This is a genomic window from Phenylobacterium sp., assembly GCF_036495085.1.
In the GTDB taxonomy this organism is placed as follows: domain Bacteria; phylum Pseudomonadota; class Alphaproteobacteria; order Caulobacterales; family Caulobacteraceae; genus Phenylobacterium.
The window spans coordinates 1-16,528 of record NZ_DASXNL010000123.1 but is presented as its reverse complement, the minus strand read 5'-3'; the positions used below and the strand labels follow the sequence as shown (position 1 = coordinate 16,528).

The 16,528-nt window shown below is 65.4% G+C and carries 14 protein-coding genes; 5 read left to right on the top strand and 9 right to left on the bottom strand.

Annotated features, from left to right (window positions below):
* From VGI62_RS14025 to VGI62_RS14005, 5 genes are all read left to right on the top strand, one after another.
* The coding region (locus VGI62_RS14025; RefSeq protein WP_331505120.1) for a helix-turn-helix transcriptional regulator at nucleotides 1-547 on the top strand (547 nt) is incomplete at its 5' end.
* 3 nt (nucleotides 548-550) lie between these two features.
* On the top strand, nucleotides 551-1,801 hold the full coding sequence (locus VGI62_RS14020) for a type II toxin-antitoxin system HipA family toxin (RefSeq protein WP_331505119.1): 1,251 nt from the start codon (nucleotides 551-553) through the stop codon (nucleotides 1,799-1,801).
* A gap of 86 nt (nucleotides 1,802-1,887) precedes the next feature.
* Nucleotides 1,888-3,291, top strand: coding sequence for an aldehyde dehydrogenase family protein (locus VGI62_RS14015; protein ID WP_331505118.1), 1,404 nt, complete (start codon nucleotides 1,888-1,890; stop codon nucleotides 3,289-3,291).
* Between the two features lie 86 nt (nucleotides 3,292-3,377).
* Nucleotides 3,378-3,533, top strand: a complete 156-nt coding sequence (locus tag VGI62_RS14010; RefSeq protein ID WP_331505117.1) for a hypothetical protein — start codon at nucleotides 3,378-3,380, stop codon at nucleotides 3,531-3,533.
* Entirely contained in the window at nucleotides 3,520-4,647 is a 1,128-nt protein-coding gene (locus VGI62_RS14005) for an esterase-like activity of phytase family protein (protein WP_331505116.1), read from the top strand. The genes VGI62_RS14010 and VGI62_RS14005 overlap by 14 nt, the downstream gene beginning before the upstream one ends.
* 60 nt (nucleotides 4,648-4,707) lie before the next feature.
* Here VGI62_RS14005 and pflA read toward each other — a convergent pair whose 3' ends face one another.
* The 9 genes from pflA to VGI62_RS13960 all read right to left on the bottom strand — a co-directional run.
* Nucleotides 4,708-5,550, bottom strand: a complete 843-nt coding sequence (gene pflA / locus VGI62_RS14000; RefSeq protein ID WP_331505115.1) for a pyruvate formate-lyase-activating protein — start codon at nucleotides 5,548-5,550, stop codon at nucleotides 4,708-4,710.
* A gap of 1 nt (nucleotide 5,551) precedes the next feature.
* Nucleotides 5,552-7,813, bottom strand: coding sequence for a formate C-acetyltransferase (gene pflB, locus VGI62_RS13995; protein ID WP_331505114.1), 2,262 nt, complete (start codon nucleotides 7,811-7,813; stop codon nucleotides 5,552-5,554).
* Between the two features lie 56 nt (nucleotides 7,814-7,869).
* Nucleotides 7,870-9,144: an MFS transporter gene (locus VGI62_RS13990; protein ID WP_331505113.1), complete on the bottom strand. Its 1,275-nt coding sequence runs from the start codon at nucleotides 9,142-9,144 to the stop codon at nucleotides 7,870-7,872.
* A 352-nt stretch (nucleotides 9,145-9,496) separates the two neighbouring features.
* Entirely contained in the window at nucleotides 9,497-10,264 is a 768-nt protein-coding gene (gene ppk2 / locus VGI62_RS13985; RefSeq protein ID WP_331505112.1) for a polyphosphate kinase 2, read from the bottom strand.
* 58 nt (nucleotides 10,265-10,322) lie between these two features.
* Nucleotides 10,323-11,501 (bottom strand): acetate/propionate family kinase, encoded by a 1,179-nt coding sequence (locus VGI62_RS13980; RefSeq protein WP_331505111.1) that lies wholly within the window; start codon nucleotides 11,499-11,501, stop codon nucleotides 10,323-10,325.
* A 10-nt stretch (nucleotides 11,502-11,511) separates the two neighbouring features.
* Entirely contained in the window at nucleotides 11,512-12,477 is a 966-nt protein-coding gene (locus VGI62_RS13975) for a phosphate acetyltransferase (RefSeq protein WP_331505110.1), read from the bottom strand.
* Between the two features lie 87 nt (nucleotides 12,478-12,564).
* Nucleotides 12,565-14,025, bottom strand: coding sequence for an efflux transporter outer membrane subunit (locus VGI62_RS13970; protein WP_331505109.1), 1,461 nt, complete (start codon nucleotides 14,023-14,025; stop codon nucleotides 12,565-12,567).
* Nucleotides 14,026-14,037: 12 nt separating this feature from the next.
* Nucleotides 14,038-15,123 carry an ABC transporter permease gene (locus VGI62_RS13965; RefSeq protein WP_331505108.1) on the bottom strand — a complete coding sequence of 362 codons (1,086 nt, stop codon included), beginning with the start codon at nucleotides 15,121-15,123 and terminating at the stop codon, nucleotides 14,038-14,040.
* A 43-nt stretch (nucleotides 15,124-15,166) separates the two neighbouring features.
* Nucleotides 15,167-16,528, bottom strand: a 1,362-nt coding sequence (locus tag VGI62_RS13960) for an ABC transporter permease (protein WP_331505107.1), incomplete at its 5' end; no start/stop codon positions are given.

Here is a 16,528-nt window from a genome sequence, read left to right as displayed (position 1 = left end):
CCTTCGGAAAGCCCGAATTGCTAAGGGCTGGTCTCAACGCGTGCTCAGCGCCAAGGCCGCTATGACGCAGGCGCAGATCTCTCGCATCGAAAGCGGGACGGTCGATCTTCGGCTATCGACCCTTCTCGAACTTGCGCGGCTGCTCGACTTTGAGGTGACGCTCACGCCGCGGAACGCGCTGACCGCGGTCCAGGCGCTCGTTCGGGAAGCTGGCGTGACGGCCGAACTGCGCACCGTTCGCGGCGCGACGATCATCCTCAACCGGACGGTAAGGGCGCTTCAGGCCACCCGCGGGGAGAGCCCGGCCGTGCAGCGCCTGGCGGGCCTCACAGAAGAGATTTACCGGCTGACCCGGGCGATCCGCAATAGCGGGACCTCGGCGGAACTTTCCGCGATCGCGACCAACATCGAGGCCGAAGTGAAAGCTGGCTCAGACCCTTCCAGGCTTGATCGACACCTCGACCGGCTTGAGCGCCTTAGCAACAGCTTGGTCGCCCTCGAGCCGGACACTCAGCGCCCGGCCTACAGCCTCGAAGACGAGCCCTAGATCATGGCCGACAGCCTCGAAATCCGGCTCGGCGAACGTCGCGTGGGGGAACTCACGGACCTCGGAGGCGACCGGACCATCTTCACGTTCGATGAGGCCTATGCGGACGATCCTGCGCGTCCGACCTTGAGCCTCTCATTCAAATCTGATGCCGGGCTGCTATTACTGGATCAGCGGCCGAGCCAGACACGACTGTCGCCGTTTTTCTCCAACCTGCTGCCCGAAGGCCCGCTGCGGGACTACCTCGCCGCACAGGCCGGTGTGAAAGCCACCCGGGAGTTCCATCTTCTCGCAGCGCTGGGAAGCGACCTGCCGGGCGCCGTAACTGCGCACACGGCCGATGGCGTCGACCTCACCGATGGCGGCGAGGAGCGGCGCGCCACAGCAAGAACCGAAGCGGCTGACAAGGTCCTGCGGTTCTCACTGGCGGGGGTCCAGTTGAAGTTCTCGGCCGTGGGGAAGACTGGCGGGGGGCTGACGATCCCCGCGCACGGCGCGGGCGGCGACTGGATCGTGAAGCTTCCCTCCACTCGCTACGAAGGCATCTCCCAGAACGAGTTCTCGATGATGACTCTCGCCGCCAAAATCGGCATCGAGGTCCCGGATATCCAACTCTTGCCCCTGGACCAGATCGCCAATCTGCCCGATGGGCTCGGCCGCCTGGACGGCGCGGCTTACGCCATTTCCCGGTTTGACCGACCCTACGGCAAAGAGCGCCTGCACATGGAGGATTTCGCCCAGGTATTCGCACTCTACCCGGCCGAGAAATACACACGTGCCTCCTACCGGAACATTGCCGAGGTCATTTGGCGCGAGACCGGCGAGGCCGGCGTCGTCGAATTCATTCGGCGCCTGGTGTTCAACGCCCTGATCGGTAACGCCGACATGCATGTGAAGAACTGGTCCCTGCTCTATCGCGATGGGATCAACGCAACCCTCGCGCCGGCCTACGACTTCGTGGCCACCACGGCCTACCTTCCGGATGAGAACGCGGCGATGAAAGTGGTCCGCACCAGGCGATGGGCGGACTTCAGCCGCGACGAACTCGCCAACCTGGCGGGAAAGGCGGGCCTTCCAGAAACCATCGTCCTGCGTACGGCAACCGATACCGTGGCTGCTTTTCGCGAGACCTGGAGCAAGGAAAAGGCTCACCTGCCGCTGCCAAGGAATGTGCCCGAGGCGATCGAGCAGCAGCTGAGCATCGTACCGCTGGCCGCACCGTCGATGGCGTTCCTAGCCGGCAAATCTCAATAGGGGCCTCGCGACCGGCGCGATGACGAGACTTGACCGCCGTTGCGTCATGAGCGGACCGTCAGGAACCAAAGCCCGCGGAGGATGCGATGTCTGACTTCAAGCTGCTGATCAACGGTCATCTGGTGGACGGCGACTCCGTCATGGACGTCATCAACCCGGCAACTGAAGAGCCAGTGGCCCAGTGCGCGCGGGCCTCGAAGGCGCAGCTCGATCAGGCGGTCGCCGCCGCCAAGGCCGCGTTCCCGGCTTGGGCCGCAACTCCGATCGACGAACGCCGCAAGGCGCTGATCACGATGGCCGACGTCATTCAAGCCAATATCGCTGATCTCGCCCGGCTGCTGACCCAGGAACAGGGCAAGCCGCTTGAGGCTGCGATGGGGGAAGTGTTCGGCGCCGCGGCCTTCTTCCGCTATTTCGCAAGCCTCGACCTGCCGGCCAAGGTTGTCCAGGACACCGCCGATGCGAAGGTGGAAATCCGCAGGAAGCCATTAGGGGTGATCGGGGCGATCGTGCCCTGGAATTTCCCGATGATCCTCATGGCTTTCAAGGTTCCTGCGGCTCTGCTGGCGGGCAACACGATCGTGCTGAAGCCGGCGGCCACGACGCCCTTGACCACACTGCGTTTCGCCGCGCTCGTGAAGGATCTGCTGCCGCCAGGCGTGCTGAACGTGATCGCCGACGCCAATGACCTGGGCGCCGAGATCACCAAGCATCCCGACATCCGAAAGATCAGCTTCACCGGCTCAACCGAAACGGGCAAGCGCGTGATGGCCGGCGCTGCAGACGCCCTGAAGCGCGTCACCCTGGAACTTGGCGGCAATGACGCAGCGATCGTGATGGGCGACGTGGACCCCGTGCTGACGGCCCCGAAGATCTTCGCCGCCGCCTTCCAGAACTCGGGCCAGGTCTGCATCGCCGCCAAGCGGGTCTACGTCCATGAGAGCATCTACGACGCCATGTGCGACGAGCTGGCCAAGCTGGCGGACGCCGCGGTGTTGGGCGACGGGCTGGAACAGGGCACCCAGTTCGGCCCGCTTCAGAACAAGGCCCAGTTCGACAAAGTGCTGGGCTACATCGAGGCCGGGCGCCGGGATGGCAAGGTGATCGCTGGCGGGGCCCGCCAAGGCGACAAGGGCTATTTCATCCGGCCCACCATCGTTCGCGACATCACCGACGGTTCCAAGCTTGTGGACGAGGAGCAGTTCGGCCCAGTGTTGCCGGTGATCAGATACTCCGACGCCTCCGACGCCGTGACGCGCGCCAACGCCTCCGACTACGGCTTGGGCGGGTCCATCTGGGCCAAGGACAGCGACAAGGCGTGGGATCTGGCGGCGGGCATGGAGTCAGGCACCGTCTGGATCAATAAGCATGCCGATCTGCAGCCGCACCTGCCGTTCGGTGGCGCCAAGTTCTCCGGGCTCGGCAGCGAGTTGGGGGAAGAAGGCCTGGTGGAGTTCACTCAGGTCCAGGTGCTGAACATGGCGCGGTAGCGGTCCGTCCGTTCCTCGCGTTCCGCCGCTTGCCGCGACCACGGCGCGGTTGCAGGGTCGGGCGACGATTGCTGGGAGCCTGGGTTTTGCGTAAGGGCCGGCAGGACCTGCTGAAGGGGCTGGCGCCGGCTGACGGAGCGCGTTGGCTGGGCGATGGCGGACCAGACCCTAACCATATCGAGCCGATGGGCGAGACCATGGACTTCGCGCCGCAGAACCTGTGGCTCCATGCGGCCGCCTGAGGTCACCTCGCTCAGCTGGCGCGATCCGCCGATGGGTGAGATCGCCCTGCCCGGCGGCGTGCTCCGGCTGACCCTGGGCATAGGATCGGGCCTTGGCTGCCGGCCGGGTGACACGAGCGGGCGCTTCTGGGGCATCGGCGATCGCGGCCCGAACCTGAAGATTTCCGAAGCGATTGACGACTACGGCCTGACGGCCCTTGAGCCCCTGCGCGGGCTGCGGGGCGCCAAGGTGCTTCCCGCACCACACATCGGGCCGACACTCGCAGAGTTGCAGGTGAGCGGCGATCGCGTCGAACTCCTGCGCAGCCTGCCGCTCCGGATGCCGAACGGCGAGGTGGTGTCCGGCCGGGTCCTGCCCGCAGGCCACCAGGCAGAAATGGAGCCCGCCTTCGATGTCGAGGGCGTAAGGCTCGCACCCGATCCCGCGGGCGCTGATACCGAATCCGTGGCTGTCCTGGCGGATGGCTCGTTCTGGGTGGGTGAGGAATACGGTCCGTCGCTGATCAAGGTCGACGTCGAGGGCGTCGTCCGTCGGCGCTGGACACCCGCCGGCGTCGCGGCTGCGGGCGGCGAGGCGCTTCTGCCCGCAAGGGCGGCCGAGCGGCGGATGAACCGGGGTTTCGAGGGCCTGGCGGTTTCGCCGGATGGCCGCTGGCTCTACGCCGCCTTCCAAAGCGCACTCGATCGTCGCGGCGTCGATCGGACCCACGCGGCCATCTGGAAACTGGACGCGCAGACGGGCGCGCTTGAGGCGGAGTTCGAATACCCGTTCGACCCCCCTTCCAGCTTCACGGCCGATGCCGCAGCGGGTGATGTGGGGATCGACGACCTGAAGATCTGCGAACTTGCGGCAGTGAGCAACAACCGGCTGCTGGTCCTGGAACGCATCTCCAAGAGCGCCCGGATTTATCGTGTCGAGCTCTCGGGCGGGACACAGCTCGCCAAGACGCTGATGTTTTCCACTGACGCGTCGAGTGGCATAGCACCCGATCTGGAGGGGATGGCGGTGATATCGGATCGTGAACTGATCCTCGCCACCGACAACGATTTCGGGATCTCGCGCGCCGAGACCCAGTTCTATCGGCTGCGCTTCTATGCGCCGCTGGGCGGCTAGCCAGGCCCTGCGCCAAGCCGGCTTAGGTAGCCGGCCTGGTGCGGGAACTGAGCCGAAGGCTTAGTAGGCCTGCAGTCCCGCTGACCGGAAGATCTCTACGGCGCCGGCCACCATGTCCTGCGACGGCGGCTCGGTTTTCGCCATTCTGTAATCCAGCCCAAGCTTCTCCCATTTGAACCGGCCCATCTGGTGGAAGGGCAGCACCTCGGCGCGCTCGACGACGCCCAGGGAGGCAGCGAACGCGGCGACCTTCTTCATTTCGTCTGGAACGTCGGTGAGGCCGGGAACCAGCACATAGCGCAGCCACATCGGACGCTTCAGCTCGGCCAGCCGCCTGCCGAACTCAAGGACCTTCATGTTGTCGGCTCCCGTCACGCGCTTGTGCTGTTCCGGCGTGAAGCCCTTCATGTCGAGGATGACGAGGTCGATGGTCGCCAACTCCTGGTCGGTGAGCCGATCGCCGTAGACGCCGTTGGTCTCGATCGCGGTGTGGGCGCCCATGCGCTTGGCCCCCTCGAATAGTCTGACGGCGAAGCGGTTCTGCATCAGCGGTTCACCGCCCGAGAGAGTGAAGCCGCCTCCCATCACCTTGAGCCCGTTCACGTACTTTCTGAGTTCCTCGATCGCGCGCTCGAGGGTCACGGGGATGCCGTTCGAAAGGATCCAGGTGTCGGGGTTGTGACAGAACTGGCAGCGGAACATGCACGACGTGGTCCAGGCGACCAGCCGGATCCCGGGACCATCGACCGCCGAGCCGGTCGTGAAGGAATGCAGGAATCCGATGTCGCCGGACTTCAGCGCCGCACGAACGTCGACCTCCGGCACCGCCTTACCGAGATCCACCCTCAGATCGAAAGGACTGGCCTCCAGCGGCGGCTCCCGCCCATCGGTAAGGTCCGACATCTCACGCTCCGTGGAACGTGCGGTTGACCACATCCATCTGCTGATCGCGGGTCAGCCGTATGAAATTGACCGCATAGCCGGAGACCCGGATCGTGAGGTTCGGATACTTCTCCGGATGGTCCATGGCGTCCAACAGCGTCTCGCGGTTCAGGACGTTGACGTTCATGTGGTAGCCGGTCGAACCGAAATAGGCGTCGAGGATGCCGGTCAGGTTTGTGATCCGGTCTTCGGGGTTGGAGCCGAGGCCGGTGGGCACCAGGGTTGTGGTCAGCGAGATCCCGTCGGCGGCGTCGCGGTAGGGGATCTTTGCGACCGAGGCGGCCGAGGCGTGGATGCCGTGGCTGTCGCGCCCGTGCATCGGGTTGGCCCCGGGGGCGAAGGGCTGGCCCAGCCTGCGCCCGTCGGGCGTGTTGCCCGTCGCCTTGCCGTAGACCACGTTCGACGTGATGGTCAGCACCGACTGGGTGTGCAGGGCTTTGCGGTAGGCGGGGTACTTGCGCAGCTTTGTCATGAAGGTCGAGACCAGCCAGGTCGCGAGGTGGTCGACCCGGTTGTCGTTGTTGCCGAAGGTCGGGAACTCGCCCTCGGTGACGTAGTCGACGATCAGTCCGGTTTCGTCGCGGACCACCTTCACCCTTGCGTACTTGATCGCCGAGAGGCTGTCGGAGACGACCGACATGCCGGCGATGCCGAACGCCATGGTGCGCAACGGCGCGTAGTCGTGCAGCGCCATCTCGATCCGCTCATAGGCGTACTTGTCGTGCATGTAGTGGATGACGTTCATGGCGCTGACGTAGACGCCCGCCAGCCAGTCCATCATCCGCTCGAACCGCTCCAGGACGTCGTCGAACTCCAGATAGTCGCCCTGCACCGGCTCGAACTTCGGCGCGACCTGCTTGCCGGAAACCTCGTCGCGGCCGCCGTTGATCGAATAGAGCAGGCACTTCGCCAGATTGGCGCGGGCGCCGAAGAACTGCATCTGCTTGCCCAAAAGCATGGGCGAGACGCAGCAGGCGATCGCACCGTCATCACCCCAGGTACGGCGCATGGTTTCGTCGCTCTCGAACTGGATCGAGCTCGTATCGATCGCGACCTTGGCCGCAAAGCGGCGGAAGGGTTCCGGAAGCCGCGGCGAGTACCAGATCGTAAGGTTAGGCTCCGGCGCCGGCCCCAGGTTGTAGAGCGTGTGCAGGTAGCGGAAGCTGGTCTTGGTCACCAACGGCCGGCCGTCGTCGCCGAGGCCGCCGATGGACTCGGTGACCCAGGTCGGGTCGCCTGCGAAGAGTTCGTCGTACTCGGGCGTGCGCAGGAAGCGTACAATCCGCAGCTTGATGACGAAGTCGTCGATGATCTCCTGCGCCTGTTCTTCGGTGAGGGTCCCCGCCGCCAGGTCGCGTTCAAAGTAGATGTCGAGGAAGGTCGAGGTGCGCCCGAGAGACATCGCCGCGCCGTTCTGCTCCTTCACACCTGCGAGGTAGCCGAAATAGAGCCACTGGACGGCTTCCTTGGCCGTGCTCGCTGGGCCAGAGATGTCGAAGCCGTATTTGGCCGCCATCTCCTTCAGCTCGCCCAGGGCGCGGATCTGTTCGGCCAGTTCCTCGCGGTCGCGGATGATCTCATCTGTCGACCAGGCGTCGTCGAGCGCGGCCTTCTCGAACTTCTTGCGCTCGATCAGCCGGTCGACGCCGTAGAGCGCGACGCGGCGATAGTCGCCGATGATCCGCCCGCGACCGTAGGCGTCGGGAAGCCCGGTCAGGATGTGTGAGCTGCGGCAGCGGCGAATGTCGGCGGTGTATGCGTCGAAGACGGCGTCGTTGTGGGTCTTTCGGTACTTGGTGAAGGTCTCGACGACCGCCGGGTCAGGCTTGTAGCCGTAGGTCTCCAGCGCCGTCAGGACGAGGCGGAAGCCGCCGTTGGGCATGATCGCACGCTTCAGCGGCGCGTCGGTCTGCAGGCCGACGATGACTTCGCTGTCCTTGTCGATGTAGCCCGCGTCATGGGCGGTTATGGAGGTGGGGATCTGCGAGATATCCAGCACGCTCGTCTTGCGTTCCTCGACGAAGAGCGCCTGCAGCTTGGCCCAGATCGCCTTGGTCCTTTCAGTCGGCCCGGCGAGAAAGGAGCCGTCCTCGTAGTAGGGCCTGATGTTTTCCTGGATGAAGTCGCGGACGTTGATCTCCTTGTCCCACAGGCCCGAGCGAAATCCCGACGGATGGGCCGGGCCGCCTCTGGTGACGGACGCGTCAATGGTTTCGCTGGCCATCTTGTCCTCCATGTCGAACGCGGCAGGCGCACCCGCCGGCATTGGTGGTTGGTCGATCAGGTCGCGTGCGCGACGACCGGTCGCTTCGCACTCCCGGTCTCACGCAGCAGCAGGGTCAGGACGATCGCCAGGCCGACGCCCCATACCAACGGCTGGAAAGCCGCCCGGTAGTCGGCGACGTCGCGCTCCCCGCCGGCGCTTGCCCGCATGAGCAAGCCGGCGAAGACGGGGCCGAGAAGCGCGGAAAATGAGAAGTTGATGAAGTTGACGACCCCGGTCGAGGTCCCGCTGTGTTCGGGCCGGTTGGCTTCCTTGATGACCGTGTAAGGGAGCATGGCCGCCCCCGATGCGATCCCGGCGACGAGCCCCAGGCTGAACGGAGGGAGGACACCGGGAGAGACGTAGAGGATCAGCACAAGACAGAGGAGCAGGACTACCGCGGCGCCCAGGATGACCGGCTTTCGCCGACCGATCCGGTCGGAGAGCATGCCGAGCAGCGGACAGCCTATGATCCAGCCGAAGGGCACGGCGGCCGAGCGCATGACGGCGAGCCCATAAGGCATGTCGTGGGCCTCCTGCAGGAAGCGCACGCCCCACACCATGTCGAAGATGGTGGTCGGGATGAACATCAGGCCACTGATCAATCCGCAAAGGATTGATTGCGGATTGCGAAACACCGTGGCGATCGCGACCGCCGCCGCCCTCGCCCAGCCTTCATGCGATCCGGCGGATCGGGCCTTCGCCTCTCGCCGGGGCATGAAGACCACCAGGAGGGCCGCGACAACCACACCTGCCACACCCATGAGGAGCCAGAACTGGCGCCAATGAAGGCCGGCGGAGATCGCGGGACCGACCAGGAACTGGCCCGCCGAGCCGCCGGCCATTCCGAACATCTGGGTTGCCCCGATTAGCGTCGCGGCGCGCGAGGCTGGAAAGTTGGTCGTGGCGATATAGGCCGCGCCGATCAGCGCGAAGACCCCGCCCGCGCCCTGGATGAACCGGCCGATGCTTGCGAGTGTGGGATCGCCCGAGGCGAAGAGAAAGGCGCCCACGGCCACCAGCGCCGCGCCAAGCGGCACGACGCGCCGCGGCCCGAGTTGGTCGAGGGCGACGCCCGCCACCAGGCTGAAGGGTGCGTAGCCGTAGTAGAAAAGGCCGACCAGCGAGGTGAGGCCGACGGCGGTGAGGCCAAAGGCGTCGGAAAGCTCCGGCATCATAACCGCCGGCGCCGAGCGCATCACGTACTGGTAGAAATAGTAGATCGAGGTGATCAGCCAGGCGATGGCGGTTGCCCGGAGCGCACCCTTACCGAGGCTGTCCGACTGCGGCATTATCCTAACTCAACCGAGGGTCACCGGGACCGCGAGGCCGCCTTCCGAAGTCTCCTTGGAGTTCGCGTTTGTCTCCTTTGGGGTCAGAGCCATGGCGAGCGCCACTGCAAGCTCGCTTGGCGTCATCAAGGCCCGTCGGTCGGATCCAGGCGGCGGCTGAGTAAGGTCAAGATGACGGAGCGCGGCCCCACGCTCGGGGATTTGCCGAATGTCCATCAGCGGTTCCTCTTCAGGCATCCGAACTGCGTCCCCCTGACACGGTAGCGCCTGACCCTTCTCCAGCCATCGGGTGCAACCCGCAGGTGGAGGGCGGATACGGCCGAGGCTGCGCGGGCTCCCTGATCCAGCGGCCTCAGTAGAGCTGCGGGACCACTCTGCGGCCCTTCAGTTCATCGTCATATTTTCCCTTGTCGGAGCGCTTGGGCATCTTGATCTGGGGCCTCTTCACCCGTTCGTAGGGGATCATCGAGAGGATGTGGGCGATGCCGTTCAGCCGGGCCTGCTTCTTGTCGTTCGAGGGCAGGATGAACCAGGGCGCGAACTTGCGGTCGGTCGCTTCCAGCATGGTGTCGCGGGCTCGCGAGTAGTCGTACCAGCGCCCGAAGGCCTCCAGGTCCATGGGGCTGAGCTTCCATTGCCGAAGCGGGTCCGTCATACGTGCTTCGAAGCGGCGATCCTGTTCCTCCATCCCCACCTCAAGCCAGGTCTTGATCAGGATAATCCCGGACTCGACCATCCATTTCTCGACGGCCGGACAGCCCTGGAGGAACTGATCGCGCTCTTCCTCGGTGCAGAACCCCATCACGTATTCCACCCCGGCGCGGTTGTACCAGCTGCGGTCGAAGATCACGATCTCGCCGCCCGCCGGGAAGTGCGGGATGTAGCGCTGGACGAACAGCTGGGTTTTCTCACGCTCGGTCGGCGCTGTGAGCGCCACCACGCGGAACGTCCGTGGACTGACCCTCTCGGTGATCGCCTTGATCAGCCCGCCCTTACCGGCCGCGTCGCGGCCCTCGAACACGAGGATCACGCGGGCGCCTGTCGCCTTCACCCAATCCTGGAGGTAGCACAGCTGGACCTGGAGTTCCCGCAGGTGCTCCTCGTAGGCCTTGGTCTTCATCTTGGACCTCCCTCTAGGGATACGACCGGCTCCCGGTATCGAGCGCGCCGCACTGTGCTCACCTTCTTCCCACCACGGCGGCCGTATGCCGCGCGATCATCAGTTCCTCATCGGTCGGGACGACCCAGGCGGCCACGCCCGAGGCCTCGCTGCTGATGCGTCCTTCACCGCGGGCGTTTCGGGCGTTGTCCAGCTCAAGACCGAGCCAGCGCGATCCGGCCCCGATCTCGGCCCGGACCGCGGCGGCGTGCTCTCCGATGCCGCCGGTGAAGATCAGGCCGTCCAGGCCGCCAAGGGCTGCGCTCAGCGAGCCGATCTCGCGGACGATCCGGTAGATGAAGAGGGCCACCGCCTCGGCTGCGGCTGGGTCGGATGAGGCCTGCAGGGTGCGCATGTCCGACGACAGGCCCGAGACGCCCAGGAGGCCCGAACGCTTGTAGATCAGGTCCTCCAGAGCGCGCGCATCCATGCCGTGGACGTCCATCAGGTAGATCAAGACGCCGGGGTCGATCGAGCCGCAGCGTGTGCCCATGACGAGCCCGTCCACGGCGGTGAACCCCATGGTGGTCGCAACGCTTTGGCCATCACGCACCGCGCAGAGGCTGGCGCCATTGCCGAGGTGAGCGACGATCAGCCGGCGATCTGCGAGGTCCGGCGCGACCTCGCGCAGACGCGTGGTGACGTACTCGTAGGAGAGGCCATGGAAGCCATATCGCCGGACCCCGGCGTCGGTGAACTCACGCGGCAGGGCGAAGACTTGGGCCAGCGGCGGCTGACCACGATGGAACGCGGTGTCGAAGCAGGCGACCTGGACGATGTCCGGAGCCGCCTCGGCGATCGCCTTGATCGGGGCCAGGTTGTGCGGCTGATGCAGCGGCGCAAGCGGCGCGAGTTCCATGAGCGCGGCGATGACCTCGGCATCGATGCGGATCGGGCTTGCGTATCTGACCCCGCCATGGACCACCCGGTGGCCGACCGCGGCAACCGCCCTGCCCTCGAGCAACTCTCGCGCCGTGCGGATGATCTCCTGCGTCGCGGCGCGATGGTCGAACCCCTCGGCGGGCCAGTTCCTTTCCACCGCCCGTCCGCCGTCGGGGCTTTCGACCGTCAGATGGGGTAAGAGCCCGATGCTCTCGACCTGGCCTCGAAACATGAGCGCCTGAGCCGCATCCGCCTCATAGAGCGCGAACTTGATGCTCGAGGAGCCGGCGTTGAGGACGGCGATGCAATCGCTCATCGCTTGAACCTCAGTGCAGCGCCGCAGCAGCGTCGGCGCGACGAGCGGCTGCGACCAGCTGCGCCACCGCGCACGACGCCAGGCGGGTGATCAGGACGTCCGCGCGACTGGTCAGGATGACCGGCACCCGTGCGCCAAGCACGATGCCGGCCGCGTCGGCCCCGCTCAGGAACGACATGCACTTGGCCAGCATGTTGCCCGCTTCGAGGTCGGGAACGACGAGCATGTTCGCCCGCCCCGCCACCGGCGAGACGATCTTCTTGATCGCAGCGGCCTGCGGGCTGATGGCGTTATCGAGCGCGAGCGGCCCATCCAGCACCCCCCCGGTGATCTGCCCCCGCTCGGCCATTTTGCAGAGAGCGGCGGCCTCGACCGTCGAGGGGACGCCTGGGTTGACGGTCTCCATGGCGCTCAGGATCGCAACCCGGACGTCGGAGACGCCGAGCGCATGGGCCAGGTCGATGCCGTTCTGCACGATGTCGATCTTGTCGCTGAGCGTAGGGGCGATATTGACCGCGGCGTCAGTGACGATAAGGGCGCTCTGGTAGGCGGGGACGTCCATGATGAAGCAATGGCTGACACGCCGCGCGGTGCGCAGGCCGGCCTCGCGTGACACCACCTCGCCCATCAGTTCGTCGGTGTGCAGGCTGCCCTTCATGAGCGCTTCGGCGCGACCGGCCCGGACCAGCCCCACTGCCTTGGCCGCGGAGTCGTGGCTGTGCGCCGCATCGACGACCTCGAACGGGCTGATGTCGAGCTTCCCTTGCGCAGCGACTTCGGCGATCCGGGAGGCCGGTCCGACGAGTATGGGAACGATGAGCTTTAGCCGGGCCGCTTCGACAGCGCTCTGCAAGGAGACCTCATCGCAGGGGTGGGCAATGGCCGTGGGTACAGGCGGGTAGCGCTGGGCGCGCTCCACCAGTCCCTCGAACTTTTCGTGGCGTCTTTCTCCAGCCTTCATCGCCGCTTCAGACATCTCCGTACCGCCTCTGCTGGCCGCTAGGGTTCCGCGTGGTCAGGGCCCGACACGACCGAGCCTCCCTCAGCCGGGCGAAGCGCGTGTTCATTCCAGTCCGGCCGCTGGTGCGCTCTGGGGGCCTGTAGCAGGAGTTTTCCAGCCGCCCCCCAGCGCCCTGTAGAGGCCCACGACGGCCAGCAACTCGTCGCGCTGGGTCTGGGCCAGCTCGTCCTCGGCCGGGAACAGTTGCTGCTGGGCCTCCAGGACCTCGAAGTAGCTTGCCCGGCCCGCGTCGTAGCGCGTGAGGGCCAGGTCGGAGGATCGCCGAAGCGCTGTCACCTGGTTCTCGAGAGCCGCGCGGCGGGCCACAAGGGTCTGCTGGGCGACCAGGGCGTCCGACGTTTCCTGGAACGCGATCACGATCGTCTTGCGGTACTGGACGACCGTTTCGTTCCAGAAGGCCTGCCGCTCGTGATAGATCGCCTGGAGCCGCCCGCCGGTGAAGATCGGTCCGGTGACGCTGAGCGCGAGGCGGCCGACGGTGAAGCCGTCGAAATCGTCGGAAATGCCCACACCAATTCCGCCCAAGAGCGCGCCGATCCCGATCCGCGGGAAGAAGTCGGCCATCGCCACGCCGACCTCGGCGTTGGCGCGGATCATGGTCTGCTCGGCGGCGCGGATATCGGGCCGACGCTGGAGCAGGTCGGTGGTTGAGCCTAGCGGCGTTTCCGGCGTGACCTGTTCGAGCAGGCCGCGGCCCCGCACGATCGTGCGGGGATAGCCGCCCAAGAGCACGCTGAGCGCATTTTCCTGCTGCCCGATCAGGCGACGCAGATCGTGGGTCCTGGCGATGCTGGCGTTATAGAGGCCCTCGGCCCTCTGGTATGGCAAATTGCTGTCGCGGCCGGCTTCGAAGCGGAGCTTGAAGAGGTCCCGCGTCCGCCCAAAGACACGCGAGCTCTCCTCGGCGATGACCAGCTCCCGGTCCAGTTCGAGCAACCGGAAATAGCCTGTGGCGATGTCGCTCACCAGCGTCAGCAAGACGCCGCTGCGGACCTCCTCCTGGGCGTAGAGATTGGCCTGGGCAGCCTCGGTCGAACGCCGGATCCGACCCCAGATGTCGAACTCCCACGAGGCGTTAAGCCCTGCGCCGAGGCTGTTGAAGGTGACGGTCCCGAGATTGCCCTCAGGAGCTGGAGCGAAGGTCGTCTCGCGCCCGGCGGCCGCGTCATAGCCTAGCTGGGGCTTTCCTTCCGACTGGGCCACGCCCACCAGCGCGCGCGCCTGTTCGATGCGGGCTGCGGCGACCTGCACGTCGTAGTTGTTGGCCAGGCCTTCGTTGATCAGCGCCTGCAGCGTCTTGTCCTCGAAGACGTTCCACCAGGGCAGATCGGCCAATGAACTGGCCTGCGAGGCCGTCACCTGCGAGCGGAACGCGCTCGGCACCGCGACTTCAGGCTTCTTGTAGTTCGGGCCTGCGGTCATGCAGCTGGCAAGTATGAGCGCGGCCGGCAGCGCGGCCAGGATGCCGATCTTCTGACGGTTTGTCGAAGGGGCTGCTTTCATGGCTTGACCCTTTCACTGCACGGCGGCGAGCATTTTTCTGAAGCGGTAGAGCGTGAAAATCGAGAACACGATGCCGATCGCCAGCATCTTCAGCATGTCGGGCCAGACCATCTCCAAGGTGGCGCCCCGGAACAGGACCGCCTGGGCGAAGCTGACAAAATGGGTGGAGGGCATGGCCTGCATCCCGTTCTGCAGCCAGACCGGCATGCTCTCTAGCGCGGTCTGGCCGCCCGAGCACAGGCTCATGACGATGAAGATCGGGAAGGCCAGCAGGCCGAACTGCGGCATCGAGCGGACGATCGTGGCGAGCATCACCCCAAGCGCGGTCACCGAGAACAGGTAGATGGCCATGCCGAACGCAAACAGCAGCATCGAGCCTTGCACCGGTGCGCCGATAGCAAGCCTCACGACCAGGTAGAGCGAGGCGATCGCGGTCACCAGGACGATGAGCCCGTTGGCCCAGATCTTGGCGAACATCAGCTCGTAAGGGCGCAGCGGCATGACCAGCAGGTGCTCGATGTTGCCGTGCTCCCGCTCCCGCAGCACCGCAGCGCCGGTCAGGAACATGGCGAGCAGGGTGATGTTGTTGATCACCTGGTTGATGGCGACGAACCAGCCCTGCTTCAGGTTGGGGTTGAACAGCGCGCGGGTCTCGATCTTGACCAGCGGTGCGTTCGCCGGGTTCGCCCGGCCGCTCCAGTATGGCTGGACGGCGTTGTTGATGATGCTCCCGATGTAGGAGGGCCCACGCCCGGCCTGGCTCATCGCCGTCGCATCCGTGATGATCGACAACTCAGGCGTTGCGTTCTTTTCGAGGTCGGCCTGGAAGCGCGGGGGGATGTTGACGACGAAGGTGTACTTGCCCGTGTCCATGGCACGGTTGATTTCGCTGAACGGTATGGACTGCGCCTTCAGGAAGAGCGGCGGCAGCATGCTTTCCTGGATGGTGCGCGCGACTTCCGAGTTGTCCTCGTCGACGATGGCGATCGAGGCGTTGGCGACCTCCATCACCGCACTCTTGGACGGCGTGTAGACGGAGAACGTGAAGCAATAGAGGATCAGGATCAGGAGAACAGGGTCTCGCGAGAGACTGATCATCTCCTTTATCCCAAGACGGTAAATATGGAGTAGAGGTTCCATCTTATTTTTCTTGCTTCTTCAGCAAGACCACAGACAGAGTGAAGTATACGATAAATATAACGAACATGCCGACGATATTCGGCCACAGCGTGTCGATCCCGAGAGCTTTGGTGAAGGTGCCTACGCTGATCGCCTGGAAGTAGGTGCTGGGGAAGATTTTCGCGGCGACCGACGCGGCCCCCGTCAGCGAGGAAACCGGCACGAACATTCCGGAGAACTGCACCACCGGCAGGATGCTGATGACCGCGGCGGCGAATATCGCGGCGGTCTGGGTCGCAGCGAAGACCGAGACCAGCAGTCCGAAGCCGGTGGCCGCGAGCGCGTAGATAACCCCGCCCAGAGCGAGCGTTGGCAGACTTCCCTTGATCGGCACATGGAAGAGGAAGACCGCCAGCGCGGTCAGGGTCACGAACTGGATGAGCCCCACGACCACGTAGGGCAGTTGCTTGCCCAGCAGGAATTCCGCCTTGCTGGCCGGCGCCGCATAGAAGTTGGCGATCGAGCCGAGCTCCTTTTCGCGCACCACGCTGAGCGCGGTCAGCATGCTGGGGATCAGCATCAGCAGCAGCATCATGTCGCCCGGCACCAGCGCGTAGACGCTCTCGAAGGACTGGTTGTAGAGGGCGCGCGGAACGATCTTCACCGCCTCCCCGGCCGGCGGAAGGCCCTTGGTCTCGCGAAGCGCGTTCTGGTACTGCGCGTGCGTGGTCTCGATGTAGCCGCGCGTGGTCTCGCCCCGGAACGGCTGGGCGGCGTCGATGTTGAAATTGACCGTCGGTTGGCGGCCGCGGGCCAGCTCCTTTTCGAATCCGGACGGGATTTCGGCCACGAAGCGCAGTTCGCCGGCCTTCAGCCGGTAGTCGCGCTCGTCGCGCGAATAGACGGGCTTCTGCTCGGCGTAATATTTCGAACCGCGGAAGCTGTCGGAATATTCCCGGCTGGCCTTCGTCCCATCGAAGTCGAGGATCGAATAGGCCAGGTGCTCGACATCCATCGAGATGCCGAACCCGAACAGGATCATCAGCAGGACCGGGCCGAAAAGCGAGAAGGCCAGGCGCACCCGGTCGTGGCGCAGCTCCGTCGCCTCGCGTCGAGCGAATGCCCAGACCCGGGAGAGACTGAAGCGCCCCTCGTCCTTATCGACATGCGGCGGCGGCACGGCCGAGGCCTGCGCGGGCGTTTCTGCAGGCGCCGCGGCTGTACCTGCCGCGGGCGTGGGGCCGCTATTGGCGGCGGCCTCCTCCAGGTAGCCGATGAAGGCCTCCTCGAGGCTCGCGGCCTTGCGTTCGGCCACCAGGTCAGCCGGGCGTCCCTGCGCCAGGACCTTGCCGCGATGCATCATCGACATGCGGTCGCAGCGCTC